The sequence below is a fragment of the Streptomyces xantholiticus genome (assembly GCF_014651015.1).
Lineage (GTDB): Bacteria > Actinomycetota > Actinomycetes > Streptomycetales > Streptomycetaceae > Streptomyces > Streptomyces xantholiticus.
The window spans coordinates 148,638-172,287 of record NZ_BMWB01000015.1 but is presented as its reverse complement, the minus strand read 5'-3'; the positions used below and the strand labels follow the sequence as shown (position 1 = coordinate 172,287).

The following is a 23,650-nucleotide window of genomic DNA, read 5'->3' as shown; positions in this document are numbered from 1 at the left end:
CCGCTGAAGGTGTCTACAGCGCCTGCGGGTAGTCGAAGAGGCGGTCCGGGTCGTAGCGCCGCTTGAGGCGGGTGAGCCGGTCGAGGGCCGGGCCGTAGTAGGCGCGGCGCCAGTCGGCCAGATTCGGGTCGGCGTAGTTCTGGTACGCCGCTCCTGACGCGTACCGGCGCATCGACGCGTGGGTGTCCTTCAGCCACGCCTGCTGGGTGGTCCCGCTGGTCCCCGGCCGCCAGGCGGCGATGTACTGGGCCAGCATCCGCGAGCGCCGGTGCACGAACGACGTCGCCAGCGGATCGACCCGGTTGACCGCGCCGCCGAGCGCGGTCAGCGCGATCGAACCGCCGCCGCCCGCGGCCGCCGGGAGGCGGGTGAACGCCTCCGCCGCCGCGATCAGCGCGCGCCGCCCGCCGGCCGCGATGTCGCGGTCGTAGAAGTCGGAGGCGGAGGCGTACGTCTCCCGGGGCAGGGCGCCCTGCCGGTCGCGGCCCGGGGTGGTGCCCGGAAGACGGCACTGCTCCTCGGTGAGGGAGAGGCAGTTCGCGTAGCCGAGCATGGCGTCGCGATAGCTCCGGGGCCGCAGGGCGACGGATGTCGCGGGCGAGCCGACCGCGTCCACGAGCCGGTCGAGTGCGTTCTGCAGGTCGCTCCCGGAGCCCAGGGTGAAGGCGGCGACGGACAGGGTGGGCCGGGAGCCGCCGGGGCCGGCGGCGAGGTGGAGCGAGGACCAGATCTCGTCCGGCTGGTCGGGGCCCCAGCGCTGCCATGCGGCGAGCACCGGTTCGGCCTGCTGCCACGGCCAGTTGAGGAACGCGGAGACGGTGTCGGGCGTGGCATGCGTACGGAACCGGAGCCGTGTCACGACGCCGAAGTTGCCGTTCCCCGCGCCGCGCAGGGCCCAGAAGAGGTCCTTGTTCTCGTCCGCGTCCACGGTCAGCCGCCTGCCGTCGGCGGTGACGATCGTCGCTCCGGTCAGACTGTCGCAAGTCAGCCCGTAGGCACGGGAGGTGACGCCGTGGCCGCCGCCGAGGGCGAGGCCGGAGACGCCGACGGTGGGGCAGGAACCGGCGGGGACGGTGCGGCCGTGCCGGGCGAGGGTGTTGTAGACGTCGACGAGTTTGGCGCCGGCGCCGACCGAGCCGTCGGACTCGATCCGGTTCAGCGACGAGACGTCGATGACGAGGCGCCCGTTTCCGGAGGACCAGCCGCCGTAGGAGTGGCCGCCGTTGCGGATGGAGACGGGGGTGCCGTGGGCTCTGGCGTAGGCGAGGCACTCCTTCACGTCGTCCTCGCCCGCCACGTACGCGACGGCCGCCGGTTTCAGTGAGTCGAAGCGCGTGTTGTAGAGCTGCCGGGCGCTCGGGTACTCCGCGTCGCCGGGTCGGATCAGCTGCCCGTCGAGACCGCGGGCGAGGGCTGCCCAGTCGGGGGCGGCGGTCGTGGTGGCCGACGGCGTCGGCAGGGTACGGGTCGGGGCCGGCGTGCGCGGCGGAGCGCCTGCCTCCTGGTTCGTACAGCCCACAGCCGCGCCCGCGGTGAGGGCGACAGCAGTGGTCAGCAGTTGCCGCCGGTCCAGCTCCATGGAACCTCCTGGGGGACGAGACGGCTCCCGTGGCCGGCAGGTTCCCGTCGTGGGTCAGGTCGCCGGGGCATCGCGCGTCAGGAGGCCGAGGTGTGCGACCTGGCGTCCGTACGCGCCTTGTCCCGTGACCGTCTCGCCGGGCCCGACCAGCCGCAGCTGCAGCGGGCGACGGCGAAGGAACCGCGCTCGACTGTCGTGGCCAGGTGCGTCGCCGGCTCACCGGCCGAAGGGTCCTGCTGGGGCACGGGTCAACGTTACTGCCGCGGCAGCCGCCGTAAACCCCGGGTGCCGGCGTGACGACGTGCCCGGGCCGTCGTTATGCGAATGGGTGTCCCCAGGCCCCCGGGGCCGAGGGGAAGGGCGAGTTCGTACAAGCAGCGGTCCGGCGTTGGGGGTTGGCAGGCGATGGTGGTGCAGCACAAGCGCAGGGGCGGGGCGGTTGCCGTCGTCGTGGCAGCCATGGCCGTGGCCACGGTCGGAGGATGCTCCGGCGGAGGTGCTGCCGCCGTGGGCGGCGACGGAGGTGCGGTGCGGGCCGGCGGCTCGGCCGACGAGGTTCGCAAGGCCGCGGACACGCTGGTAGGCGCCCGCAGCTCCAAGGCGCGTACGTCGATGGAGATGGCGTCCGGCGGGACGCGGGTCACCATCCGGGGCGAGGGCGGATACGACTTCGCCCGCGGTATGGGCAGGCTGAAGGTCGTCCTGCCGCCGGACGCCGCCGGTGAGGAGGAACACGAGCCGATCACCGAACTGCTGACGCCCGGCGCGCTGTACATGAAGAACCGGGGCGCTGGAGTGCCCGCCGACAAGTGGGTCAGGGTCGACACCACCACCCTGGACGACGGGAACCTGGTCACGGGCGGGGCGACCGACCCGCTCGCCGCCGCGGAGCTGTTGCGCGGCGCGGACGGGGTGGAGTACGTGGGGGACGTGCAGTTGTCCGGCGAGAAGGTGCGGCACTTCAAGGGCACGACCCACATCGGGCGAGCGGCGAGTGTCGCGGTGCCTCATACGAGAGCGTCCCTGGCCGCGGCGGCGGAAGGCTTCGCCAAGGACGTCGTGCCGTTCGACGCCTACCTGGACGAGGCAGGCAGACTCCGCAAGGTGCGGCACCACTTCACCTTCGCCAATGAGGGCCGGACGGTGGACGTCACGTCGACCACGGTCCTCTTCGACTTCGGGGCGAGCGTGGTCGTCCAGCTCCCGGAGCAAAAGGACATCTACTCCGGAAAAGTCGGCGTCTGAGCGGGTCGTGCCGGGCTGGCGGGGCGGGGGATGCCGGCGGGCCCGTACGTGGGAGGCGGGGGAGCCTGGGCCGGGGACCCCTGGATCGGGGAGGCTGGGGGAGCCTGGGCCGGGAGAGTCAGAACCTAAATGGTCCGGACGTGCCATGCGCAGGGCGTGCACCGCTCCCTACGCTAGGAAACCGACATCGGCGGGACCGACATCGGCCGGAAGAGGTGATTGCACGTGGCTCCGACCCGTACGGCCACCGTCCACGACGACCACGTGGCCCTCGCCGAGATCGAGCTCTGCGGTGAGCTGATGATCGCCGCGTCGGCAGCGGCCGGGGAGCGGCTCAGCGCGGACCGTATCGATGAGGTCCTCATGGTGGCGGCGGACCGGGCGCGGTGCGTCGATCGCGGCGACTGTGCCGATATGCAGGGGCTTACGTCTCCCAGACAGCCGGGGCCGGGTGGGCGGCAGACGCCCGGCCGCCGGAGAGCCTGACCGACAAGATCAAGCCACCGTCGCGCCCCCGTCGTGCGTGGGCGCCGCCGCGCTGGTCACCCTCCGTAAGCGGAATCAGGTGCGCAGCAGGCGGGCGATGGCCTTCGTCGCTTCCTCCACCTTCGCGTCGATCTCGTCGCCGCCCTTGACCGCGGCGTCCGCGACACAGTGCCGCAGGTGTTCCTCGAGCAGTTGCAGCGCGAAGGACTGCAGGGCCTTGGTGGAGGCCGAGACCTGCGTGAGTATGTCGATGCAGTACACGTCCTCGTCGACCATCCGCTGCAGCCCGCGGATCTGGCCCTCGATCCGCCGCAGGCGCTTGAGGTGCTCGTCCTTCTGCTTGTGGTACCCGTGGACTCCGCGGTCGTGGTCGGTCTCGTGGTCAGTGACCGGAAGGCCGGCCGCCTCGGTGGTCGTCATCGTGTCCTCCCGTTGCCCAGAAAGGGAATGTATACCCCTCGTGGGTATATGGTAACGAATCGTGCGGAAAGTAGTGGGGCCCGTGCTGATCGGCTTGTTCCGATGGGCGACACTGGGATACTGCCGGTTAGCCGTGGCCGGATGTTGCGCCTAGCATCAGCCTGACCGAATCCCAGCACCCCGAGGACCCCACGTGCGATTTCGTCTGACCCCCAGGGAGACGAGCTTCTACGACATGTTCGCCGCATCCGCGGACAACATCGTCACGGGCTCGAAGCTCCTGATGGAACTGCTCGGGGCGGAATCCTCCGCCAGGGCCGAGATCGCGGAGCGGATGCGGGCGGCGGAGCATGCTGGCGACGACGCTACCCACGCGATCTTCCACCAACTGAACTCCTCCTTCATCACGCCTTTCGATCGCGAGGACATCTACTCCCTCGCCTCGTCGCTCGACGACATCATGGACTTCATGGAGGAGGCCGTCGACCTGGTCGTCCTCTACAACGTCGAGGAACTGCCCAAGGGCGTCGAGCAGCAGATCGAGGTTCTGGCACGGGCCGCGGAGCTGACCGCGGAGGCCATGCCGCACCTGCGGACCATGGACAACCTGACCGAATACTGGATCGAGGTCAACCGACTGGAGAACCAGGCGGACCAGATCCACCGCAAGCTGCTCGCCCACCTCTTCAACGGCAAGTACGACGCCATGGAGGTCCTCAAGCTCAAGCAGATCGTCGATGTGCTCGAGGAGGCCGCGGACGCGTTCGAGCACGTGGCGAACACGGTGGAGACCATCGCGGTCAAGGAGTCCTGAACCACGTGGACACCTTCGCCCTGGTCGTGACCATCGGGGTCGCGCTCTTCTTCACCTACACCAACGGCTTCCACGACTCCGCGAACGCGATCGCGACCTCCGTCTCCACACGGGCACTGACCCCCCGCGTCGCGCTGGCGATGGCCGCGGTGATGAACCTCGCGGGTGCGTTCCTCGGACAGGGCGTCGCCAAGACGGTCAGCGAGGGGCTCATCGAGACCCCGGTCGGCTCGCGCGGCATGGGCATCCTGTTCGCGGCGCTGGTCGGTGCGATCGTCTGGAACCTGATCACCTGGTACTTCGGCCTGCCGTCGTCCTCGTCGCACGCGCTGTTCGGCGGCATGGTCGGCGCGGCTCTGGCCGGCGGGACGGAGGTCATCTGGACCGGTGTGCTCGAGAAGGTCGTCATCCCGATGTTCGTCTCGCCGGTCGTCGGTCTGGTCGTCGGCTATCTGGTGATGGTCTCGATCATGTGGATCTTCCGAAATGCCAACCCGCACAAGGCGAAGCGCGGCTTCCGTATCGCACAGACGGTCTCCGCGGCGGGCATGGCGCTCGGTCACGGTCTTCAGGACGCCCAGAAGACGATGGGCATCGTGGTGATGGCCCTCGTCATCTCCGACGTCGAGAACGCCGGCGACCCGATCCCGGTCTGGGTCAAGATCGCGTGCGCGGTGATGCTGTCGCTCGGCACGTACGCGGGCGGCTGGCGCATCATGCGGACGCTCGGCCGCAAGATCATCGAGCTGGACCCGCCGCAGGGGTTCGCGGCGGAGACGACGGGCGCGTCGATCATGTTCGGCTCGGCGTTCCTGTTCCACGCGCCGATCTCGACGACGCATGTGATCACCTCGGCGATCATGGGTGTCGGGGCGACGAAGCGGGTGAACGCGGTGCGGTGGGGTGTCGCGAAGAACATCATCATGGGGTGGTTCATCACGATGCCGGCGGCGGCGCTGGTCGCTGCGCTCAGCTATGGCGTGGTGTACCTGGTCTTCGGCTGACCGGTCGTTCCGGTCCGGAGTGCCTCATGGCCTCATGGCCTCATGGCCTCATGGCCCCGTTGCCCGGTGGGGCGGCGGGGGGCGTGGTGTGTGCGGGTTGCCGCTGCGCGGTGCTCTTCCCCACCCCGCCCCTTCCCGAACCGGGGCTCCGCCCCGGACCCCGTGCCGGGCTCCGCCCGGGGCCTGTTCCGGGCTCCGCCCCCGACCCTGTAACCCGCCCTGCGGGCGTTGCTCGAAGCCACGCTCCGGACCCCGTGCCGGGGTCCGCCCCCGGGCCTGTTCCGGGCTCCGCCCCCGACCGGCCTGTTCATTGCGGTCCGCGCGGTGCCTGGGCCCGTTCGGGGCTCCGCCCCGACCCCGTAACCCGCCGCCTGCGGGTGTTGCTCGGGGCCACGGCCCGGGCCCGGTCGGGGCCACGCCCCGACCCTGTAACCCGCCCTGCGGGCGTTGCTCGGGGCCACGCCCCGGACCCCGTGCCGGGCTCCGCCCCCGGGCCTGTTCCGGGCTCCGCCCCCCGACCGGCCTGTTCATTGCGGTCCGCGCGGTGCCTGGGCCCGTTCGGGGCTCCGCCCCGACCCCGTAACCCGCCGCCTGCGGGCGTTGCTCGGGGCCAGGGCCAGGGCCCGGGCCGGTTCCGGGCTCCGTTCCGGGCCCGTTCGCTGCGGTCCGCGCGGTGTTTCGGGGATTCGCCCGGCCGCCGGACGGCAGCGCTTCGTGCGTGGTCTCCAACCTCCCCTACGGCCTGGCGGCCGTGGGTGGTGCCCCGAGCGAGGGTGGATTGACGCTGCGCGCGGCAACCGTTACTGCGGGCGGGAGGCAGACCAGCCTCGCCGGCGGTTGAGGCGCGGGGATCGGGGCGGAGCCCCGACCAGAGCGGCCCGCGGTCGAGGGAAAAGTGTGGGGCCCGCCCCCCGGGAGAGGGGCGGGCCCGTCGTCTTGCGGGTGGCACCGCCATGCAGCACCCGCAGACGCCTTATCCGAAGCGTCCCGAGATGTAGTCCTCGGTCGCCTGGACGGACGGGTTCGCGAAGATCCGCTCCGTGTCGTCGATCTCGATGAGCTTGCCGGGCTGGCCGACGGCCGCGAGGTTGAAGAAGGCCGTACGGTCGGAGACGCGGGCCGCCTGCTGCATGTTGTGCGTCACGATGACGATCGTGAAGCGCTCCTTCAGCTCGCCGATCAGGTCCTCGATCGCGAGCGTCGAGATCGGGTCGAGCGCCGAGCACGGCTCGTCCATCAGCAGCACGTCGGGCTCGACCGCGATCGCGCGGGCGATGCACAGACGCTGCTGCTGACCGCCGGACAGGCCGGAGCCGGGCTTGTTCAGCCGGTCCTTGACCTCGTTCCAGAGGTTCGCGCCCTTGAGCGAGCGCTCGACGACCTCCGCGAGCTGGTTCTTCTTGTAGGAGCCGTTCAGCCGCAGGCCCGCCGCGACGTTGTCGAAGATCGACATCGTCGGGAAGGGGTTCGGCCGCTGGAAGACCATGCCGACCGTGCGGCGCACGGCGACGGGGTCGACGTTCGACCCGTACAGGTCCTCGTCGTCCAGCATGACCTTGCCCTCGACGCGGCCACCGGGGGTGACCTCGTGCATGCGGTTCAGGGTGCGCAGGAAGGTGGACTTGCCGCAGCCGGACGGGCCGATGAAGGCCGTCACGGAGCGGGGCTCGATGGTCATGGAGATGTCGTCGATCGCCTTGTGGGAGCCGTAGTAGGCGGTCAGGCCGGATACATCGATTCGCTTGGCCATGGTGGTTCTACTTTCCGGTCTTCGGGGCCTTCCAGCGGGCGATGCCGCGGGCCACCAGGTTGAGGATCATGACGAAGGCGATCAGAACCAGGGCGGCGCCCCAGGCGCGCGCGATCGAGGCGTCGGTGCCGACCGCGTACTGCTCGTACACGTAGAGCGGCAGCGAGGACTGGGCGCCTTCGAAGGGGTTCGGGTTGATCAGCCTCGTGCCGAAAACGAGGAGCAGTACCGGGGCGGTCTCACCGGTGACGCGCGCGACGGCGAGCATCACACCGGTGGTGATGCCACCGATCGCGGTGGGCAGGACCACCTTCAGGATGGTCCGCCACTTCGGTACGCCCAGGGCGAGGGAGGCCTCGCGCAGCTCGTTCGGGACCAGCTTCAGCATTTCCTCGGTGGAGCGGACGACCACCGGCATCATCAGGATGGCGAGTGCGAGTCCGCCGGCGAAGCCGGAGGGGCCGAAGCCCAGCATCAGGTTCCAGGTCGCGAGGATGAACAGGCCCGCGACGATGGAGGGGATGCCGGTCATGACGTCGACGAAGAAGGTGACGGCCTTGGCCAGCTTTCCGCGTCCGTACTCGACGAGGTAGATCGCGGTGAGCAGGCCGATCGGGGCGGCGATCACCGCGGCGATCAGGACCTGCTCGACGGTGCCGAGCAGGGCGTGGTAGATGCCGCCGCCGGGCTGCACGTCGAGGACGCCGTTCATGGAGTGGCCGAGGAAGTAGCCGTCGACGACTTCCATGCCCTCCTTGACAGTGACCCAGGCCAGCGAGAGCAGCGGCACGACGGCCAGGACGAAGCACACCCAGACGAGGCTGGTGGCGACGCGGTCCTTGGCCTGGCGGGAGTTCTCGACCTTGGTGGTGATCACGTAGGTGGCGAGAACGAAGATCAGGGCGGCGATGATGCCCCACTGGACGCGGCTGTGCCAGCCGGCGGCACTGCCGATCCCGCAGCCCGCGGCGATCGAGCCGACCGCGATGGCGGCCGGGGCCCAGCGCGGCATGCGGGCGTGGGAGAGGGAGCCGGTGCGAACGGCGGCCACCGGACGCTTGTCCTGAAGGGTCTGGCTCATGCGTTGGCCCCCGAGTACTCCTTGCGGCGGGCGATGATCGCGCGGGCCGCTCCGTTGACCAGCAGAGTGATCACGAACAGGACGAGACCGGAGGCGATCAGCGCGTCCCGGCCGAACCCGTCCGCCTCGTTGAACTTCGCGGCGATGTTCTGGGCGAAGGTGCCGCCGCCCGGGTCCAGCAGGTGGCCGGAGATGATGAAGCTGGGCGACAGGACGACGGCGACGGCCATCGTCTCGCCGAGGGCGCGGCCGAGACCCAGCATGGAGGCGCTGATGATGCCGGAGCGGCCGAAGGGCAGCACCGACATGCGGATGACCTCCCAGCGCGTGGCGCCGAGGGCGAGAGCGGCCTCTTCGTGCATCTTCGGCACCTGGAGGAAGACCTCACGGGTGACGTTGGTGATGATCGGCAGGATCATGATCGCGAGCAGGATGCCCACGGTGAACAGGTTGCGGGCGACGCCCTCGCCGGTCTTCTCGAAGATGTACGTCCAGCCGAGGTACTCGTCGAGCCAGCTGTTCAGGCCGTCGAGGTAGGGCACCAGGAAGAGGGCGCCCCAGAGGCCGTAGATGATGCTGGGCACGGCGGCGAGCAGGTCGACGACGTAGGCGAGTGGGGCGGCGAGCTTCCGCGGCGCGTAGTGCGAGATGAACAGCGCGATGCCGATGGCGACCGGCACGGCGATGATCATTGCTATGACCGAGCTCACGATCGTGCCGAAGGCGAGCACGGCGATGCCGAAGACCGGCGGGTTACCGGCCGGGTTCCACTCGGACTCGGTGAGGAAGTTGGCGTCGTCCTTCGATATGGCGATGCCGGCGCGGTACGCGAGGAATCCCGCGATCGCGGCCATGATCACCAGGAGGGAGATGCCGGCTCCCCGGGACAGGCCCAGGAAGATGCGGTCACCGGGCCGGGTCTTGCCTCGCATGGTGCGCTCTGCTTCAGGCGCACGGGGCGGTGGGGCTGATGCGGTGGTTGTTGTATCCATCGGGGTCTCCGGTCTGCGGAGCCGTCGGGCTCCAGGCGGCGGTGCACCGGATGCCGGGGCCGGTCCGTGGCACGGACCGGCCCCGGCCGGACATCAGGACAGGGTGGGGACGATCTCGCGGACCTTGGTCGCGATCTCGGCCGGCAGCGGCGCGTAGCCGGCCTCGGAGAGCACCTTCTGGCCCTCCTCGCCGGCGGTGTAGTTGAGGAACGCCTTCAGGGTCGGCAGGGTCTCCGCCTTGTTGCCCTTGTCGCAGGCGATCTCGTACGTCACGAGGATGATCGGGTAGGCGCCCTCGACCTTGGTCTTGTAGTCGAGGGACAGGGCCAGGTCCTTGCCGGTGCCCTTGATCTTGGCGGCGGCGATGGCCTTGGAGGCGTTCTCGCTGGTCGCCTCGACCGGGGCGGCGGCACCGGTGTCCAGCTTGACGGTGGAGATCGACTGCGAGGCCGCGTACGACAGCTCGAAGTAGCCGATCGAGCCCTGCGTCTGCTTCACCTGGGAGGCGACACCGGAGGAACCGTTGGCGGCCTGGCCACCGGGGGCCAGCCACGACTTCGACTTGGGGTCGTGCTTCCAGTCGGCCGGGGCGGCCTCGCTGAGGTACTTGTGCAGGTTCTGCGTGGTGCCCGACTCGTCGGAGCGGTGGAACGCCTGGATGGAGGAGTCCGGCAGCTTCGCGTCGGGGTTGAGCTTCGCGATGGCCGGGTCGTTCCACTTGGTGATCTTCGAGTCGAAGATCTTCGCGATGGTGGTGGCGTCGAGGACGAGGTTGTCCACGCCCTCCAGGTTGTAGCCGATCGCGACGGGGCCGCCGACCATCGGCAGGTTGATGCCCTGGCCGCCCTTGCAGATCTTCTTCGACTCCTCGACCTCCTCCGGCTTCAGCGCGGAGTCGGAGCCGGCGAAGGCGACCTGGCCCTGGTTGAACTTGGTGATACCGCCGCCGGAGCCGATCGCCTGGTAGTTGACCTCGACGCCGGAGCAGGCTGCCTGGAAGGCGTTGACCCACACGTCCATGGCGTTCTTCTGGGCGCTCGAGCCGGCTGCGAGGATCTGGCCCTTGGCCTCGTCGCACTTGATGTTCGACGCAGCGCTGGTCTTCTCGCCGCCGGTGTCGGCGTCCGTGTTGTTGTCCGAACCACACGCCGTGAGGACCAGGGCGCCGGAGATCGCGAGGGCGCCGAGCGCGGTGGCGCGAAGCCCGTTCTTGCGCTGAAGCTTCACTTTCTGGTGTTCCTTCCAGTTGCCGCCGTCGGTGGCGGCGTGCGTCGGGGGTGGGGGGACCGGCACCGTGCCGGTCACCCGTCTGGGGCCGAAATTAGGCAGATGAGATGAAGCGGCCGACGGGAGAGAGTGAACGCAAGGTGAACCGTGACCGGCGACCCGGTGCTCCTTCGGCGGCCCCGTGCTCCTGCGGACGTCCACCCGTTCGGGGGGACGGGTACGAGGTGCGGATCGGGACCGGAGGGGCATGCGCCCGCTCCCGGTCACGCCCTGTTCAGCGCCTGCAGCAGCGCGTCGACCAGGGCCCGGTCACGGGGCTGGGTGAGCCTGTTCCGCGCGGCGGCGGGCGGCAGCCACACGATGCGGTCGACCTCCTTGCCCGAGGCGAAGGAACCGGTGGTCGCCTCTGCGGCCCAGTAGGTGACCTGCTTGGGCCGGCCGTTCGCGAGATAGCGCATGGTGGGCAGGCGGGCGCCGGGGACACAGCGGTGGCCCGTCTCCTCCAGCACCTCGCGCAGCGCGGCGGCGAGCGTGTCCTCGCCGCGCTTCAGCTTGCCCTTGGGGTGGGACCAGTCGTCGTACTTCGGGCGGTGTACGAGGCAGATCTCGAGACCGTCGTCCCCGTGCGGGGAGCGGCGCCAGAGCACGCACCCCGCGGCGAGCACGGTGTCCCGGCCGTTCATGGCGCCGTGACCGCCGTGACCGCCGTGGTGGCGTGCGGCGCGGTGGCGTGGCGCCACTCCTGCTGGAAGGCGAACCGGGCCGCCTCGACCTCGTGCCGCTGGTCGGCATGGAGCACGCCCAGGGCGTACGCGGTGGCCGGGGCGATACGCGGAGTACGGGCAGCCGCGGCGGCCGCGGCTGCCGCTTCCGCGGCGTCGCGATGCCGGTCGAGCACCAGGCCGGCGTGGCACAGGACCGGGTCCCCGGTGGGGTGCAGCACCTCCTGCGCGTAGCGGTGCAGCCGCAGCAGCCTGCGGACCTCGTGCCAGGGCGCGTCCTGCGCCTCGCCGGCGGCGGTGGCGAGGCCGCTGAACAGTGCTTCGGCGTTGTACGGGTGGGCCGCCCTGCCGAGCGGCAGTTCGGCGACCGCCGCGAGCAGCCGCCGCTCGGCGGCCTCCGCGGGCAGGGCGAGCGTCTCCGCGGCGGGTCCTGCGGCCGCGGGTCCGAGCGGGAGCTCGGAGGCCAGTAAGGCGACGGCGTCCGCGACCGCGTGGAAGCGGGACGAACCGAGCGCCTGGAGCGCGGCGGAGTGGGCGCGGGTCCGGGCGAGGGTGAGCTGCCGTTCCAGCAACGCCCCGGCCCGCGCGGCTCCGACATCCAGTGCACCCCCGCCGCCGCGGCCCGCTCCGCGCGCGGAGCGCCCGGGCCCTTCGGGGCCGTCGCCGACTGCGGCGTCAGGTCCGTGGGTGTCGTCGGCGGCGCCCGGCCCGGCTGCACTGCCGGAACGGCCGTCGACCCTCCCGGTCGGGGGGGCGCCGTTGTTCGAGGGTCCGGGGGGCGTCCCCCGGGCCGGGCTCCTGTGATCGGCGCCTGTGGCCACGGTGGTGTCGCCTGCGGCGCTCGATCCGGACGCGTTACGGACCGCCGCGTGGCCGCTGCTGTGGCTTCCTCGGCGGGCCGGGGCGGAGAGATCACCGCCCCCCGTTACGGCGCCCGGCCCGCGCAGCGGCAGGGATTCGCCGCGGGCCGGAGGGAGGGGGGACGTGCCCGAGAGACGGGAGAGCGCGTCGAGGAGGCGGGACAGCCGGGAGGTGAAGGCGTGTTCCTGGGCCAGCGTCGTCGACAGCCACGCCAGCTCGGTCCGCAGGCCGTCCGCCCACGCCGCATCCAGCAGGGGGCGGAACGTGTGGAGCGTGCCGCTGATGCGGCGGGACGCGGCCCGCAGCGCGCGGGCCGATTCCGCGACCGCCGCCGTCTCCGCGCCGCTCTCGCCGTGCCGGCGCAGGCTGCGCAGGAACTCGGCGGCCTGGGCATGGAGGTAGTGGGCCACCGCCTCGCCCGCCGTACCCGCGAAAGTGCCGTCGGGGACGGTGTCCGGCCGGGAAAGATCAGGGCTGTGCACGCCGGCGCCTCCGGGCGTCTATGAGCGTCTCCTGTACATGCCGCAGCGGCTGGCCGTCGGAGTCCGTCGCATGCCGGGTCCACGCGCCGTCCGGGCCCAGGTGCCAGGAGGACGTGGTGTCGGACATGCCGGTCTCGAACAGCCTGGTGAGAGCCGCGCGGTGGGCCGGGTCGGTGACCCGTACCAGCGCCTCGATCCGGCGATCGAGGTTCCTGTGCATCATGTCGGCGCTGCCGAACCACACTTCGGGCTCGCCGCCGTTGCCGAAGGCGAAGATCCGGGAGTGCTCCAGGAAGCGGCCGAGGACCGAACGGACCCGGATGTTCTCCGAGAGGCCCGTCACGCCGGGTCGTATCGCGCAGATGCCGCGGACCCAGATGTCGACCGGGACGCCTGCCGTCGCCGCCCGGTAGCAGGCGTCGATGATCGCCTCGTCCACCATCGAGTTGACCTTGATGCGGACGTACGCGGGGCGGCCGGCCCGGTGATGGACGATCTCCTTGTTGATCCGGGAGATCAGCCCGTCACGCAGTGACTTGGGCGCGACCAGCAGCCGCCGGTACGTCTCGCGGCGCGAGTACCCGGACAGCCGGTTGAACAGGTCCGAGAGGTCCGCGCCGACCTGCGGGTCCGCGGTGAGCAGCCCCAGGTCCTCGTAGAGCCGGGCGGTCTTCGGGTGGTAGTTGCCGGTGCCGACGTGCGAGTAGCGCCGCAGCGTCTCGCCCTCCTGGCGGACGACGAGCGACAGCTTGCAGTGCGTCTTGAGGCCCACGAGGCCGTACACGACGTGGCAGCCGGACTCCTCCAGCTTGCGGGCCCACTTGATGTTGGCCTGCTCGTCGAAGCGGGCCTTGATCTCGACGAGGACCAGGACCTGCTTGCCCGACTCGGCGGCGTCGATCAGCGCGTCGACTATCGGGGAGTCGCCGGACGTCCGGTACAGCGTCTGCTTGATCGCGAGGACGTCGGGGTCGGCCGCGGCCTGCTCCAGGAAGGCCTGGACGGACGTCGAGAAGGAGTCGTACGGGTGGTGCAGCAGCACGTCCCGCTCGCGCAGCGCCATGAAGATGTCGGGCGCGGACGCCGACTCGACCTCGGAGAGGTCGCGGTGGGTACCCGCGACGAACTTCGGGAACTTCAGCTCCGGCCGGTCCAGCGCCGAGATGCCGAACAGTCCGGTCAGGTCCAGCGGCCCGGGCAGCGGGTACACCTCCGCGTCCGACACCTTGAGTTCGCGCACCAGCAGGTCAAGGACGTACGGGTCGATCGACTCCTCGACCTCCAGGCGCACCGGCGGGCCGAAGCGGCGGCGCATGAGCTCCTTCTCCAGCGCCTGGAGGAGGTTCTCCGCGTCGTCCTCCTCGACCTCCAGGTCCTCGTTCCTGGTCACCCGGAACATGTGGTGCGCCAGCACCTCCATGCCGGGGAACAGCTCTTCCAGGTGCGCCGCTATGACGTCCTCCAGCGGCACGTACCGCTGGGGCGAGGCCTCCAGGAAGCGGGAGAGCAGCGGCGGGACCTTGACCCGGGCGAAGTGGCGGTGGCCGCTGACCGGATTGCGCACGACCACGGCCAGATTCAGCGAAAGACCCGAGATGTACGGGAAGGGGTGCGCGGGGTCTACGGCGAGCGGGGTCAGGACCGGGAAGATCTGCTGCCGGAAGAGCGTGAAGAGGCGGGCCTGCTCCTTCTCGGTGAGCTCGGGCCAGCGGATGAGGTGGATGCCCTCGTCGGCCAGGGACGGGGCGATGTCCTGCTGGTAGCAGGCGGCGTGCCGGGCCATGAGCTCACGCGAGCGGGTCCAGATCAGATCGAGGACCTCGCGGGGCTGCAGACCGGAGGCCGAACGGGTGGCGACGCCCGTCGCGATCCGGCGCTTCAGGCCGGCGACGCGGACCATGAAGAACTCGTCCAGGTTGGACGCGAAGATCGCGAGGAAGTTGGCGCGCTCGAGCAGCGGCGTGGCCGGGTCCTCCGCGAGTTCGAGGACCCGCTCGTTGAAGGCGAGCCAGCTGCGCTCGCGGTCCAGGAAACGCCCCTGGGGCAGCTCCGAGCCGAGCCTCGACTCGTCGTCCTCGTAGGAGTCGAGATCCGAGTCGAGGTCGGGTTCGAGATCGGAGACCGTGGCGGCGACGGTGTGCGGTCGGTGCGCGGCTATGGACGCGACGGACGGCTGGGGGTGCTGGACCGGGACCTCGGCGGGCTGCTGGCTCATGGCCCCATTGTTCCGCGCGCGCGGTGTCACCGGCGCGTCGGAAGGCGCCGGGGCGAGAGGTTTTCTCCCGTTGGGAGACGCTGGCACAGCGGGCTGCATTGAGCGAGGGTCGCAAGAACGTCTGAATGCCCGGTAACAAGGACATGACGTGAGGGGAAGCGTGGCGCGGCCCCCGGGGGGCGTCCCCGGGGGCCGGGCCCTCGCGGGCGGGTCAGGCGTGGCGGCTGCGGAAGATCCGGAAGGCCGCGTACGCCACCGCGGCGGCGAGAGCGAGGACGATACCGCTCTCGACGAGCTGGAGGGGCCACAGGTGCGAGTCGGGATGGTAGTCCCACCATCTGCCGACGACGCCGTGCTCGGTGTAGCACGCCGCGTACTGCTGCACGAAGCACACGCTGTCGGGGAGCCGCTCGCCGGACGCGGTCAGCAGACCGGTGTCCACGACGAACTCCCCAGGCACGATCTGCACCGAGTCCGGGTCGCCGCTCGTCGCGGAAGCGGGCGCCCACAGATACTCCGACAGCGCGAACATGGCGGCCATGGCGGTCCCCGTCGCCAGGCCGGCGGCGGACATCGCGACCACGGTGCGGCGTACCAGCAGTCCCGTGAGGGCGCCCACGGTGACCGCGAGGAGACCGTACGCCAGCAGTGTCGGCCCGAGGACGAGGAACACCTGCCGCTCGTGCCAGCTCAGCCGGTAGTCGCCGGCTGCCGGGCCCCACAGGACCCGGAAGAGGCCGATCAGGCCGATGGTGACGACGCCGACGGCCACCGCCGGGAGTGCGACTTTCGCGGCGAACCAGCGGGCCGGGTCCACCGACTGCGTCCAGACCAGCTTGTACGTGCCGCTCTCCAGCTCCCGGGCCACCATCGGCCCCGCCACGACGGCCGCGACGAGCAGCGGCAGCAGCAGGGCGGCGTGCGCGAAGAAGTCCGCGACGGCGGCGATTCCGCCCCGGTAGGCGGAGTTCGTGAACAGGCCGGTGGCCGTGTCGTCGTACGGAGTCGCCTCGTACGCGATCCGCAGCCCTGACGTGACGACCGCCGTGGCGACCAGCAGCACGGCCGCGGTGGTCAGGATGCGGCGGTGCTGGTGGGCGACGAGCCAGGTGACGCCCCGCGGGCGCAGGCGCAGGCGGGACGTGGTGAGCGTGCTCATGCGGTTGCCACCTCCGCACTCGGAGTGAGCATGGGCGGGGCGTCGGGGCTGCGCAGATGCGCCATGAGCAGTTCCTCCAGGGACGGCTGTGCGGTCTGCCAGCCACCGCCGACCGCGCTGGACCCCCGTACCAGCGCGGTCAGCTGGCGGCCCGTCGTGCGCGACTCGACGACGGTGTGGTCGGGCAGGTCGGCGACCGGCCCGGTGAGCAGGGTGTGGGCGGAGATCAGGTCCTCCGTCTCGCCGGCGAGGCGTACGCGGCCGCCGTCGAGGAGGAGCACGTAGTCGCAGGTGGCCTCCAGCTCGGACAGGATGTGCGAGGAGATCACGATGGTCGTGCCGTGGTCGGCGGCTTCCGTCATCAGGGCGGCCGTCAGCCGGTGCCGGGCCAGCGGGTCGAGGTCGGCCATCGGCTCGTCGAGCAGCATGAGTTCGGGGCGTTTGGCGAGCGCGAGGGCGAGGGCGACGCGGGTGCGCTGGCCGCCGGAGAGGCTTCGGATCCGTGCGGCGGGATCGAGGCCGCCGCCCTCCTCGACGATCCGTTCTGCGAGGGCAGCGTCCCACCGGCCGCGGTTGAGCTCGTGCCCCAGCCGCAGAGTCTCGCCGATCGTCAACTGCGGGTACAGCGGCTTGTCCTGGGCGACGTACGCGATCCTCCCCCGTAGCCCTTCGGCACGGGAGGTGCTCCCACGCGCGTCGGATGGTATGCCGTCGAGGACGCGCAGCGTGCCGCCGGTGGGCCGGAGCAGCCCGGCCGCGAGCGCCAACAGCGACGACTTGCCGGCGCCGTTGGGCCCGGCGAGGGCGCAGACGCGCCCGGCGGGCACGCGGAACGAGCAGCCGTCCAGGGCCCGGTGGCCCCGCCTTCCGTAGCCCAGGCCGAGGCCGTTCGCCTCGATCGCGGTCGCCGTCATGCGCCCTCCCCCTTGTGGTTGTCCGCACGCTCCTCCAGTACGGAGGTGAAGAGCGCGGTGATGTCGTCCTGCTCCAGGCCCGCCTTGCGGGCCCGGTCCAGCCAGTCGGCGAGCTCGGCCCGCAGAGGTGTGTCGGCGGCCGGACCGCCGAGGGTGCGGGTCACGAACGTGCCGAGCCCGCGGCGGGCCTCGACGAGGCCTTCGCGCTCCAGCTCGCGGTACGCCTTGAGCACGGTGTTCGGGTTGATCGCGGTGGCCTCGACGACCTCGCGGGCCGTCGGCAGCCGGTCGCCGGGCTCCAGCAGGCCCAGCCGCAGGGCTTGTTTGGTCTGCTGCACGATCTGGAGGTACGTGGCGACCCCGCTGCGCCGGTCGATCCGGAACTCGACCATACCGCGCCACCACCCTTTCACTAGTTGAGTAGTGGAATGGTGATGCAAAAGAGGGGCGGTGTCAACCGACACCGCCCCTGCGCAGTCCGCCTGCTGTCAGGACTCCGTGCGGTACATCAGGTCCACCTCGTGCGTCACGAACCCCAGCTGCTCGTACACCCGCAGCGCCGCGGGGTTGTCGGCGTCCACGTAGAGCATCGCGGTCGGCAACCCCTGTGCGGCGAGGTGGCGCAGGCCGGTCGCGGTGAGGGCCCTGCCGAGGCCGCCGCCCTGGGCGTCGGGACGGATGCCGAGGACGTACACCTCGCCGAGCTGTTCCTCGGCGTGGACCTTCGTCCAGTGGAAGCCGATGACCTCCCCGCCCCGCTCGGCCAGGAAGAAACCCTTCGGGTCGAACCACGGCTCGGCCTTGCGGTCGTCGAGGTCCCGCTGGGTCAGGGAGCCCTGCTCGGGGTGGTGGGCGAAGGCGGACGCGTTCACCGCGAGCCAGGCGGCGTCGTCCTGGCCGGGGACGAAGGTCCGCACGGTGACGCCGGGCGGGTAGACCGGCTCGGCGATGCTCCGCGGACCCAAGGGGCGGCGCAGCTGGCGCAGTTCGCGGAAGAGCGTCAGTCCGAGGACCTGGGCCATGTGCCGGGCGGCCGACTTGCCGCCGTGCGCCCACATCCGCAGCCGCTTGCCCGACGCGTCCAGGAGGGTCGTCCCCAGCGCCCGCCCGTGCCCCCGCCCGCGGTGGCCCGGGTGCACGACGAGCTCGGCGGCCGGGGCCTCGACCGGGTCGGTGTCCTCGAGTTGGGCGTATCCGATGAGCTGGTCGCCGACGGTGAGCAGGAAGTGCCGTACACCCTCCCGGCGCCCGCCGCGCAGCTGCAACCGCCCCTGCTCGGAGACGGCCTGCATCCCGTCGGACCGGGCAGCCTCTGCGAGTACGTCCAGCACGGCCTGTGCCTGCTCGGCGGTGAGTTCGTCGAGGGACTGGATCTGCCGGCCGGGCTCCGGAATCACTGCGTCGATCGTCATGCTTCGAGGGTACGGCGGCCCCGGCGCCGCTCACGGGTCCTCGGGCGCGCCGCCGAGCACGTCTCGGCGGTACGGGGCAGGCGTATGCGCTGGTATGTCCGTCGTGCGGGTGATGGGGGCAAATCGCCCGTTGACGGAAGACGGCAACCAGGTCGTAACCCGTATCCCCCTGTCGCGCTACGCGCGTTGACTCTAGGCTGCCGACCCTGGGCTGTCCGGCGGATCAGGGCCGGACGACCCAGCACCCTCACATCACGCTGGAACTGACAAGGGGACAGATGTCAGCGACACCTCCCAACCACCGCGCGGCCAGACGGAGCCGTCGTGTTCTCGCGGCCGCTGCCGGGCTGGCGACCGTCGGCGCGCTCTTCGCCGCCATGCCGGCCGGCGCGGCCTCCGACGACCGCCACGGGCACGGCCACGGCCGGACCGTCGATGTGCAGCTGCTCTCCTTCAACGACCTGCACGGCAACCTCGAGCCGCCGGCCGGTTCCGCCGGCAATGTCTCCGAGATCCAGCACGACGGCACGGTCAAGTCGATCCCGGCCGGCGGCGTGGAGTACCTGGCGACCTCGCTGCGCGAGGCGCGCAAGGGCAATCCGTACTCCGTCACCGCCGCGGCCGGTGACCTGGTGGGTGCGAGCCCGCTGCTGTCCGGGCTCTTCCACGACGAGCCGACGATCGAGGCGCTGAACAAGCTCGACCTCGATGTGACGGGCGTGGGCAACCACGAGTTCGACGAGGGCGCGGTCGAACTGGCCCGGCTGCAGAACGGCGGTTGCCACCCGACCGACGGCTGCTACGAGGAGGGCAAGGAGTTCGAGGGAGCGGACTTCCCCTACCTCGCGGCCAACGTCACCAAGGAGTCGACCGGCAGGCCGATCCTGAAGCCGTACACCGTCTGGAAGAAGAACGGCGTCAAGATCGGCTTCATCGGTGTGACGCTCGAGGGCACGCCGGACATCGTCAGCGCGAACGGCATCAAGGGCCTGAAGTTCCACGACGAGGTCGAGACGATCAACAAGTACGCCCGGGAGCTCGACCGCAAGGGCGTGAAGTCGATCGTCGCGCTCATCCACGAGGGCGGTTCGCCGGCGTCGACGGCGTACAACTACGACTGTGACTCGCCGGGCGCGGGCGACGGCATCTCCGGTCCGATCGCGGACATCGCCAAGAACATCACGCCCCGGGTCGACGCGCTGGTCACCGGCCACACCCACCAGGCGTACGTGTGCACGATCCCGGACCCGTCCGGCAAGCCGCGCATGGTCACGTCGGCGTCCTCGTACGGCAAGCTCTACACGGACACGACGCTGACCTACGACCGCCGCACCCAGGACATCGTGCGGACGTCCGTGAAGTCGGCGAACCGTGTCGTCAGCCGCGACCAGGCCAAGGCGCAGGACATGACGGACCTGATCACGCGCTGGAACAAGCTGGCCGCGCCGATCGCGAACCGTCCCCAGGGCTTCATCTCCGCCGACATCAACGGCCGTGGTGCGACCACCCCGGAGAAGCCGCTCGGCGACCTGATCGCGGACGCGCAGCTCGCCGGTCTCGCACCCGCCGACAAGGGCGGTGCGCAGCTGGCGCTGATGAACCCGGGCGGTATCCGCTCGGACCTGGTCTTCAAGGCGTCGGGCAGCGAGGGCGACGGTGTGGTGACCTACGGCGAGGCCTTCACGGTCCAGCCGTTCACCAACATGATGAACGTGGTCGACCTGACCGGGGCTCAGTTGATCACCGCGCTCCAGCAGCAGGTCAGCGGCCCGAACGAGGCGTCCCCGAAGATCCTGCAGGTGTCCAGGGGCTTCACCTACACCCTGGACTTGACGAAGAGCGGCGCCGACCGGATCGTCGTGGACTCGGTGAAGCTGAACGGCGAGGCGATCGACCCGTCGAAGAGCTACCGGGTCGCGATGAACGAGTTCCTCGCGGGCGGCGGTGACGGCTTCACGGTCCTCAAGGAGCACACCAACAAGCTGGTGGGCGCGTCCGACCTGGACGTCTTCAACGCCTACCTGGCGGCGAACTCCTCGGCCGGTGCGCCGATCACGCCGCCGAAGACCGACCGGATCACGGTCGTTCAGTAGGAGGGGAGCCTGTGGGGCGGTGGGCCGGGGGGCCTGCCGCCCCACAGGCCTTCCCGGGGCCGTCCCAGGCTCCCGGGGCTGTTCCGGCGGCGGTTTCCGGCCGGTCGGGACCTTCGTGGGCTGTTCGGCGTCCGACCTCTGGCGAGTTTTGTCGTGACCGCGTCATACTCCGCGCCATGGACCGACGGAGATTCCTCGTGGGCGCCGCGGCCTTGTCCGCCACCGCCCTGATCGGCGCCCCCCACGCCGCCGCCGCACCGAGCCGCACCCTGTCCCTGCAGGACTGGATGGCCGGCGCCGCCGACCCGACACCCCTTCAGCAACTGACGATTCCCGGCACACACGACTCGGGCGCCCGCTTCGGCGGTCTCTGGAGCGAGTGCCAGAACACCACCATCGCGGAACAGCTCCAAAGCGGCATCCGCTTCCTCGACATACGGTGCCGGGTCACCGGCGGGTCGTTCGCCATCCACCACGGCCCGTCCTACCAGAACATGATGTTCGGTGACGTCCTCATCGCCTGCCGCGACTTCCTCGCCGCGCACCCCTCGGAGACCGTGCTGATGCGGGTGAAGCAGGAGTACTCGCAGGACAGCGACGCCACCTTCCGCGCGATCTTCGACGACTACCTGGACAACCGCGGCTGGCGCCCGCTGTTCCGGATCGGCGACGGCGTCCCGGCGCTGGGCGAGGCGCGGGGCCGGGTGGTGCTGCTCGGCGACAACGGCGGCCTGCCTGGCCTGCGTTACGCGGACGGTGCGCTGTTCGACGTCCAGGACGACTGGAACGCTCCGCCCTGGGACAAGTACCCGAAGATCGAGGCGCACTTCCGCAAGGCGGTGCAGCAGCCGGGCAAGCTGTTCGTCAACTATGCGAGCACGTCCGCGTATCTGCCGCCGCGCTGGAACTCGGACAACCTCAACCCGCGCGTGCACCGCTTCGTCGACGGCACGGCGAGCGGCTGGCGCGGGCTCGGCATCGTGCCGATGGACTTCCCGAACACCCGGGCAGGGCTCGTCGACTCGCTCGTCCGGCACAACGGCTGACGGGACGGATCAGAGGTCCGCGCAGATCCGGCGGGCCTCGGCAAGATCCTTCTTCACCTCGGCGTTGACCTCGAAGACCTGAAGCCGGCGGTGGTGCGCCCGGGTGACGGCCTCCGCGAGCGGCTTGTACGAGGAGTCGCCCGCGGCGGCGGCCGTGGCCAGGTCGAAGGCGCCCGCGAACCGGTAGATCATCTGCTCGCCCTCCTTGCCCTTCGCCGCGAGCTTCGACTCGTCCAGACCGGCGAGGGCGTCGCACGCGCCACGGGCGTCACCGGCGGCGCCCGCGTCCGCGGTGCCGCCGGTCAGCGCCCACGCCGCGCCCACGCCTCCGCCGCCCACCAGCAGCCCGACCAGCAGGGCGGTCACCAGCGGTCCCCTGCCGCGAGCGGCCGCGGTGTGCGGGGCGGGCGGGGGCGGCGGTACGGGGGCCCGGTACGGCTGCTGAGGCTGCATGCACACGACCGTAGCGGGTCACGTGGACGCCTCCACCGGTGGGTCATCGGCAGGGGCGAGGACCAGCTCCGGCCCGTCGAAGCCCGCTCGCATCCGCCGGTCGTGGGTGACCAGCACCAGCGTTCCCGCGTACTGCGCGAGCGCCGCCTCCATCTCCTCCACCAGGACGGGGGAGAGGTGGTTGGTGGGTTCGTCGAGCAGCAGCAGATCGACGGGTCCGGCGAGCAACCGGGCCAGTTCGAGCCTGCGCCGCCGGCCGACCGAGAGCGTCCGGACCGGCTTGGTCAGGTCGGCGGCCCGGAACAGCCCCGTCCCCAGCAGGGATTCGGCCCGCTCCTCGCCGTACGCCTCCAAGGCCGTGCGGTCGTCCGGCGCGGGCCCGGTCGTCTGGCGCAGCAGACCGACCCGTTCCGGGCCCCCGACCGTTCCGGTCGCGGGGACCAGTTCGCCGGCCAGGACCTGGAGGAGCGTGGACTTGCCGGCGCCGTTCGGGCCGGTGACCAGCAGCCGTCCGCCGGCTTCGACGTGCAGCGCGTCCAGGGAGAGCCGCCCCGGCACGTGCACGCCGGCCAGGTCGACACCGCGCGCCGCCTCGCCCTCGATCCGGGCCGTGAACCGCAGCGGCTGCGGGGGCGGTGGCACCGGATTCGCCGTGAGGTGCTGCAGCCGCTCCCGGGCGTCACGGACACGGCTCATCGCGCCGTGCGTCCGAGACCGGGCCCGGAACGCACCGGCGCCGCTGAAACCGCGCGGCCCCTTGCGCGGAATCGCGGAGAGCGCCCCGATGCCGGCGTCGGCCAGCTTCGACCGGCGGGCCACTTCGTCGCGCCACTCCTCGTGCTCCCGGGCCCAACGCGCGCGGGCGGCGGCCTTGGCCGTGAGGTATCCGGCGTAGCCGTCGCCGTAGCGGTGCACCGTCCGCCGGTCCGCGTCCACCTCGAGCACGGTGGCGGTGACCCGGTCCAGGAACGTGCGGTCGTGGGTGACCGCGACGACCGTGCCGCGGTGGGCGCGCAGTTGCTCCTCGAGCCAGGCGACGGCCTCGTCGTCCAGGTCGTTGGTCGGCTCGTCGAGCAGCAGGAGTTCGGGGGAGGACGCGAGGGTCGCGGCGAGCGCGAGCCGGGACCGCTGCCCGCCGGAGAGCCCGCCGAGCGGGCGGTTCAGGTCCGGCGCCTGCCGTTCGCCGAGCCGGTGCAGGGCGACCGCCACGCGGCGGTCGGCGTCGTGCCCGCCGCGCGCCTCGAAGGCGGCGACCAGCCGCGCGTACCGCTCGTAGCCCGCCGGGCCGGCGGTCGCCAGACCGGCCTCCGCGAGGCGGATCTCCCGCTGGAGGGACCGGAGGCCGGCGAGTGCCAGGTCGATCGCGTCGGCGACCAGACAGGTGCCGGGCAGGTCCAGGGTCTGGGCGAGGTGGCCCACGCCACCGGGGGCGGTGACGGCGACCGTGCCGTTGTCGGGCTGCTCCGTGCCGGCGAGCAGCCGCAGCAGCGTCGACTTGCCGGAGCCGTTGTCGCCCACGAGACCCGCCTTCTCGCCGGGGCGCAGGGTGAAGGAGACGCGGTCGAGGACGACAAGGTCGTCGTAGCGCTTGGTGACGTCGGCGACGACGAACTGGGAGGTGGTGGCGGTGGCTGGGGACAAGGGCGGTTCCTTCGGTGGGCGACGGACGGATTCGAGACGAGACGACTCGTCTCG

22 protein-coding genes are annotated in these 23,650 nt (G+C 71.2%); 6 read left to right on the top strand and 16 right to left on the bottom strand.

All coding sequences use genetic code 11. From position 1 onward, the window contains the following. Positions 1 to 13: 13 nt before the first annotated feature. On the bottom strand, positions 14 to 1,579 hold the full coding sequence (locus IE198_RS22080; RefSeq protein WP_189889240.1) for an FAD-binding oxidoreductase: 1,566 nt from the start codon (positions 1,577 to 1,579) through the stop codon (positions 14 to 16). A 77-nt stretch (positions 1,580 to 1,656) separates the two neighbouring features. Then, complete coding sequence (locus IE198_RS22075; protein ID WP_189889238.1) at positions 1,657 to 1,824, bottom strand: hypothetical protein; 168 nt, start codon at positions 1,822 to 1,824, stop codon at positions 1,657 to 1,659. A gap of 160 nt (positions 1,825 to 1,984) precedes the next feature. Between IE198_RS22075 and IE198_RS22070 the strand changes: the two genes are divergently transcribed. Continuing rightward, positions 1,985 to 2,824, top strand: a complete 840-nt coding sequence (locus tag IE198_RS22070; protein WP_189889236.1) for an SCO4651 family lipoprotein — start codon at positions 1,985 to 1,987, stop codon at positions 2,822 to 2,824. A gap of 225 nt (positions 2,825 to 3,049) precedes the next feature. Continuing rightward, positions 3,050 to 3,310, top strand: coding sequence for a hypothetical protein (locus tag IE198_RS22065; RefSeq protein WP_189889303.1), 261 nt, complete (start codon positions 3,050 to 3,052; stop codon positions 3,308 to 3,310). 75 nt (positions 3,311 to 3,385) lie between these two features. On the opposite strand, the gene IE198_RS22060 is transcribed toward IE198_RS22065, so the two are convergent. Beyond that, the gene (locus IE198_RS22060; protein ID WP_100107921.1) at positions 3,386 to 3,730 is read right to left on the bottom strand and encodes a metal-sensitive transcriptional regulator; all 345 of its coding nucleotides are present in this window, start codon (positions 3,728 to 3,730) and stop codon (positions 3,386 to 3,388) included. Between the two features lie 193 nt (positions 3,731 to 3,923). On the opposite strand from IE198_RS22060, the gene IE198_RS22055 reads away from it, so the two are divergent. Beyond that, entirely contained in the window at positions 3,924 to 4,544 is a 621-nt protein-coding gene (locus tag IE198_RS22055; protein ID WP_189889234.1) for a DUF47 domain-containing protein, read from the top strand. A 5-nt stretch (positions 4,545 to 4,549) separates the two neighbouring features. Beyond that, the gene (locus IE198_RS22050) at positions 4,550 to 5,548 is read left to right on the top strand and encodes an inorganic phosphate transporter (protein WP_189889231.1); all 999 of its coding nucleotides are present in this window, start codon (positions 4,550 to 4,552) and stop codon (positions 5,546 to 5,548) included. Positions 5,549 to 6,521: 973 nt separating this feature from the next. Here the strand turns inward: IE198_RS22050 and pstB are convergent. From pstB to mshD, 11 genes are all read right to left on the bottom strand, one after another. Continuing rightward, a complete protein-coding gene (pstB, locus tag IE198_RS22045) occupies positions 6,522 to 7,298 on the bottom strand; it encodes a phosphate ABC transporter ATP-binding protein PstB (protein ID WP_189889230.1) in 777 nt (258 codons plus the stop codon). 7 nt (positions 7,299 to 7,305) lie between these two features. Then, positions 7,306 to 8,379, bottom strand: a complete 1,074-nt coding sequence (gene pstA, locus IE198_RS22040) for a phosphate ABC transporter permease PstA (protein ID WP_189889228.1) — start codon at positions 8,377 to 8,379, stop codon at positions 7,306 to 7,308. Further along, positions 8,376 to 9,311 (bottom strand): phosphate ABC transporter permease subunit PstC, encoded by a 936-nt coding sequence (gene pstC / locus IE198_RS22035; RefSeq protein WP_373299927.1) that lies wholly within the window; start codon positions 9,309 to 9,311, stop codon positions 8,376 to 8,378. Before pstC ends, pstA begins: the two co-directional genes overlap by 4 nt. 153 nt (positions 9,312 to 9,464) lie before the next feature. Next, on the bottom strand, positions 9,465 to 10,598 hold the full coding sequence (gene pstS, locus IE198_RS22030; protein WP_189889224.1) for a phosphate ABC transporter substrate-binding protein PstS: 1,134 nt from the start codon (positions 10,596 to 10,598) through the stop codon (positions 9,465 to 9,467). A gap of 263 nt (positions 10,599 to 10,861) precedes the next feature. Then, a complete protein-coding gene (locus tag IE198_RS22025; protein WP_189889222.1) occupies positions 10,862 to 11,281 on the bottom strand; it encodes an NUDIX hydrolase in 420 nt (139 codons plus the stop codon). Beyond that, positions 11,278 to 12,663, bottom strand: coding sequence for a CHAD domain-containing protein (locus IE198_RS22020; protein ID WP_189889220.1), 1,386 nt, complete (start codon positions 12,661 to 12,663; stop codon positions 11,278 to 11,280). The genes IE198_RS22025 and IE198_RS22020 overlap by 4 nt, the downstream gene beginning before the upstream one ends. Beyond that, positions 12,650 to 14,878 (bottom strand): RNA degradosome polyphosphate kinase, encoded by a 2,229-nt coding sequence (locus IE198_RS22015; protein WP_189889218.1) that lies wholly within the window; start codon positions 14,876 to 14,878, stop codon positions 12,650 to 12,652. The genes IE198_RS22020 and IE198_RS22015 overlap by 14 nt, the downstream gene beginning before the upstream one ends. A gap of 211 nt (positions 14,879 to 15,089) precedes the next feature. After that, positions 15,090 to 16,037, bottom strand: coding sequence for an ABC-2 membrane transporter-related protein (locus IE198_RS22010; RefSeq protein WP_189889217.1), 948 nt, complete (start codon positions 16,035 to 16,037; stop codon positions 15,090 to 15,092). Beyond that, positions 16,034 to 16,951, bottom strand: a complete 918-nt coding sequence (locus IE198_RS22005; protein ID WP_189889215.1) for an ABC transporter ATP-binding protein — start codon at positions 16,949 to 16,951, stop codon at positions 16,034 to 16,036. Before IE198_RS22005 ends, IE198_RS22010 begins: the two co-directional genes overlap by 4 nt. After that, on the bottom strand, positions 16,948 to 17,343 hold the full coding sequence (locus IE198_RS22000; protein ID WP_189889213.1) for a GntR family transcriptional regulator: 396 nt from the start codon (positions 17,341 to 17,343) through the stop codon (positions 16,948 to 16,950). Before IE198_RS22000 ends, IE198_RS22005 begins: the two co-directional genes overlap by 4 nt. Positions 17,344 to 17,439: 96 nt before the next feature. After that, complete coding sequence (gene mshD, locus IE198_RS21995) at positions 17,440 to 18,363, bottom strand: mycothiol synthase (protein ID WP_189889211.1); 924 nt, start codon at positions 18,361 to 18,363, stop codon at positions 17,440 to 17,442. A 278-nt stretch (positions 18,364 to 18,641) separates the two neighbouring features. Between mshD and IE198_RS21990 the strand changes: the two genes are divergently transcribed. Together IE198_RS21990 and IE198_RS21985 are read left to right on the top strand one after the other, a co-directional pair. After that, the gene (locus IE198_RS21990) at positions 18,642 to 20,456 is read left to right on the top strand and encodes a bifunctional metallophosphatase/5'-nucleotidase (protein WP_189889209.1); all 1,815 of its coding nucleotides are present in this window, start codon (positions 18,642 to 18,644) and stop codon (positions 20,454 to 20,456) included. Between the two features lie 176 nt (positions 20,457 to 20,632). Next, the gene (locus tag IE198_RS21985) at positions 20,633 to 21,502 is read left to right on the top strand and encodes a phosphatidylinositol-specific phospholipase C (protein ID WP_189889207.1); all 870 of its coding nucleotides are present in this window, start codon (positions 20,633 to 20,635) and stop codon (positions 21,500 to 21,502) included. Positions 21,503 to 21,511: 9 nt separating this feature from the next. On the opposite strand, the gene IE198_RS35455 is transcribed toward IE198_RS21985, so the two are convergent. After that, positions 21,512 to 21,955 (bottom strand): hypothetical protein, encoded by a 444-nt coding sequence (locus IE198_RS35455; protein ID WP_229834208.1) that lies wholly within the window; start codon positions 21,953 to 21,955, stop codon positions 21,512 to 21,514. An 18-nt stretch (positions 21,956 to 21,973) separates the two neighbouring features. Then, the gene (locus IE198_RS21975; RefSeq protein WP_189889205.1) at positions 21,974 to 23,596 is read right to left on the bottom strand and encodes an ABC-F family ATP-binding cassette domain-containing protein; all 1,623 of its coding nucleotides are present in this window, start codon (positions 23,594 to 23,596) and stop codon (positions 21,974 to 21,976) included. Between the last annotated feature and the right edge of the window lie 54 nt (positions 23,597 to 23,650).

Coding starts and splice junctions, on each gene's coding strand:
- IE198_RS22080 (WP_189889240.1), bottom strand. CDS start 1,579: ATGGAGCTGGACCGGCGGCAACTGCTGACCACTGCTGTCGCCCTCACC.
- IE198_RS22070 (WP_189889236.1), top strand. CDS start 1,985: ATGGTGGTGCAGCACAAGCGCAGGGGCGGGGCGGTTGCCGTCGTCGTG.
- IE198_RS22060 (WP_100107921.1), bottom strand. CDS start 3,730: ATGACGACCACCGAGGCGGCCGGCCTTCCGGTCACTGACCACGAGACC.
- pstB (WP_189889230.1), bottom strand. CDS start 7,298: ATGGCCAAGCGAATCGATGTATCCGGCCTGACCGCCTACTACGGCTCC.
- pstA (WP_189889228.1), bottom strand. CDS start 8,379: ATGAGCCAGACCCTTCAGGACAAGCGTCCGGTGGCCGCCGTTCGCACC.
- pstC (WP_373299927.1), bottom strand. CDS start 9,311: ATGCGAGGCAAGACCCGGCCCGGTGACCGCATCTTCCTGGGCCTGTCC.
- IE198_RS22025 (WP_189889222.1), bottom strand. CDS start 11,281: ATGAACGGCCGGGACACCGTGCTCGCCGCGGGGTGCGTGCTCTGGCGC.
- IE198_RS22015 (WP_189889218.1), bottom strand. CDS start 14,878: ATGAGCCAGCAGCCCGCCGAGGTCCCGGTCCAGCACCCCCAGCCGTCC.
- IE198_RS22010 (WP_189889217.1), bottom strand. CDS start 16,037: ATGAGCACGCTCACCACGTCCCGCCTGCGCCTGCGCCCGCGGGGCGTC.
- IE198_RS22005 (WP_189889215.1), bottom strand. CDS start 16,951: ATGACGGCGACCGCGATCGAGGCGAACGGCCTCGGCCTGGGCTACGGA.
- IE198_RS22000 (WP_189889213.1), bottom strand. CDS start 17,343: ATGGTCGAGTTCCGGATCGACCGGCGCAGCGGGGTCGCCACGTACCTC.
- mshD (WP_189889211.1), bottom strand. CDS start 18,363: ATGACGATCGACGCAGTGATTCCGGAGCCCGGCCGGCAGATCCAGTCC.
- IE198_RS21990 (WP_189889209.1), top strand. CDS start 18,642: ATGTCAGCGACACCTCCCAACCACCGCGCGGCCAGACGGAGCCGTCGT.
- IE198_RS21985 (WP_189889207.1), top strand. CDS start 20,633: ATGGACCGACGGAGATTCCTCGTGGGCGCCGCGGCCTTGTCCGCCACC.
- IE198_RS35455 (WP_229834208.1), bottom strand. CDS start 21,955: ATGCAGCCTCAGCAGCCGTACCGGGCCCCCGTACCGCCGCCCCCGCCC.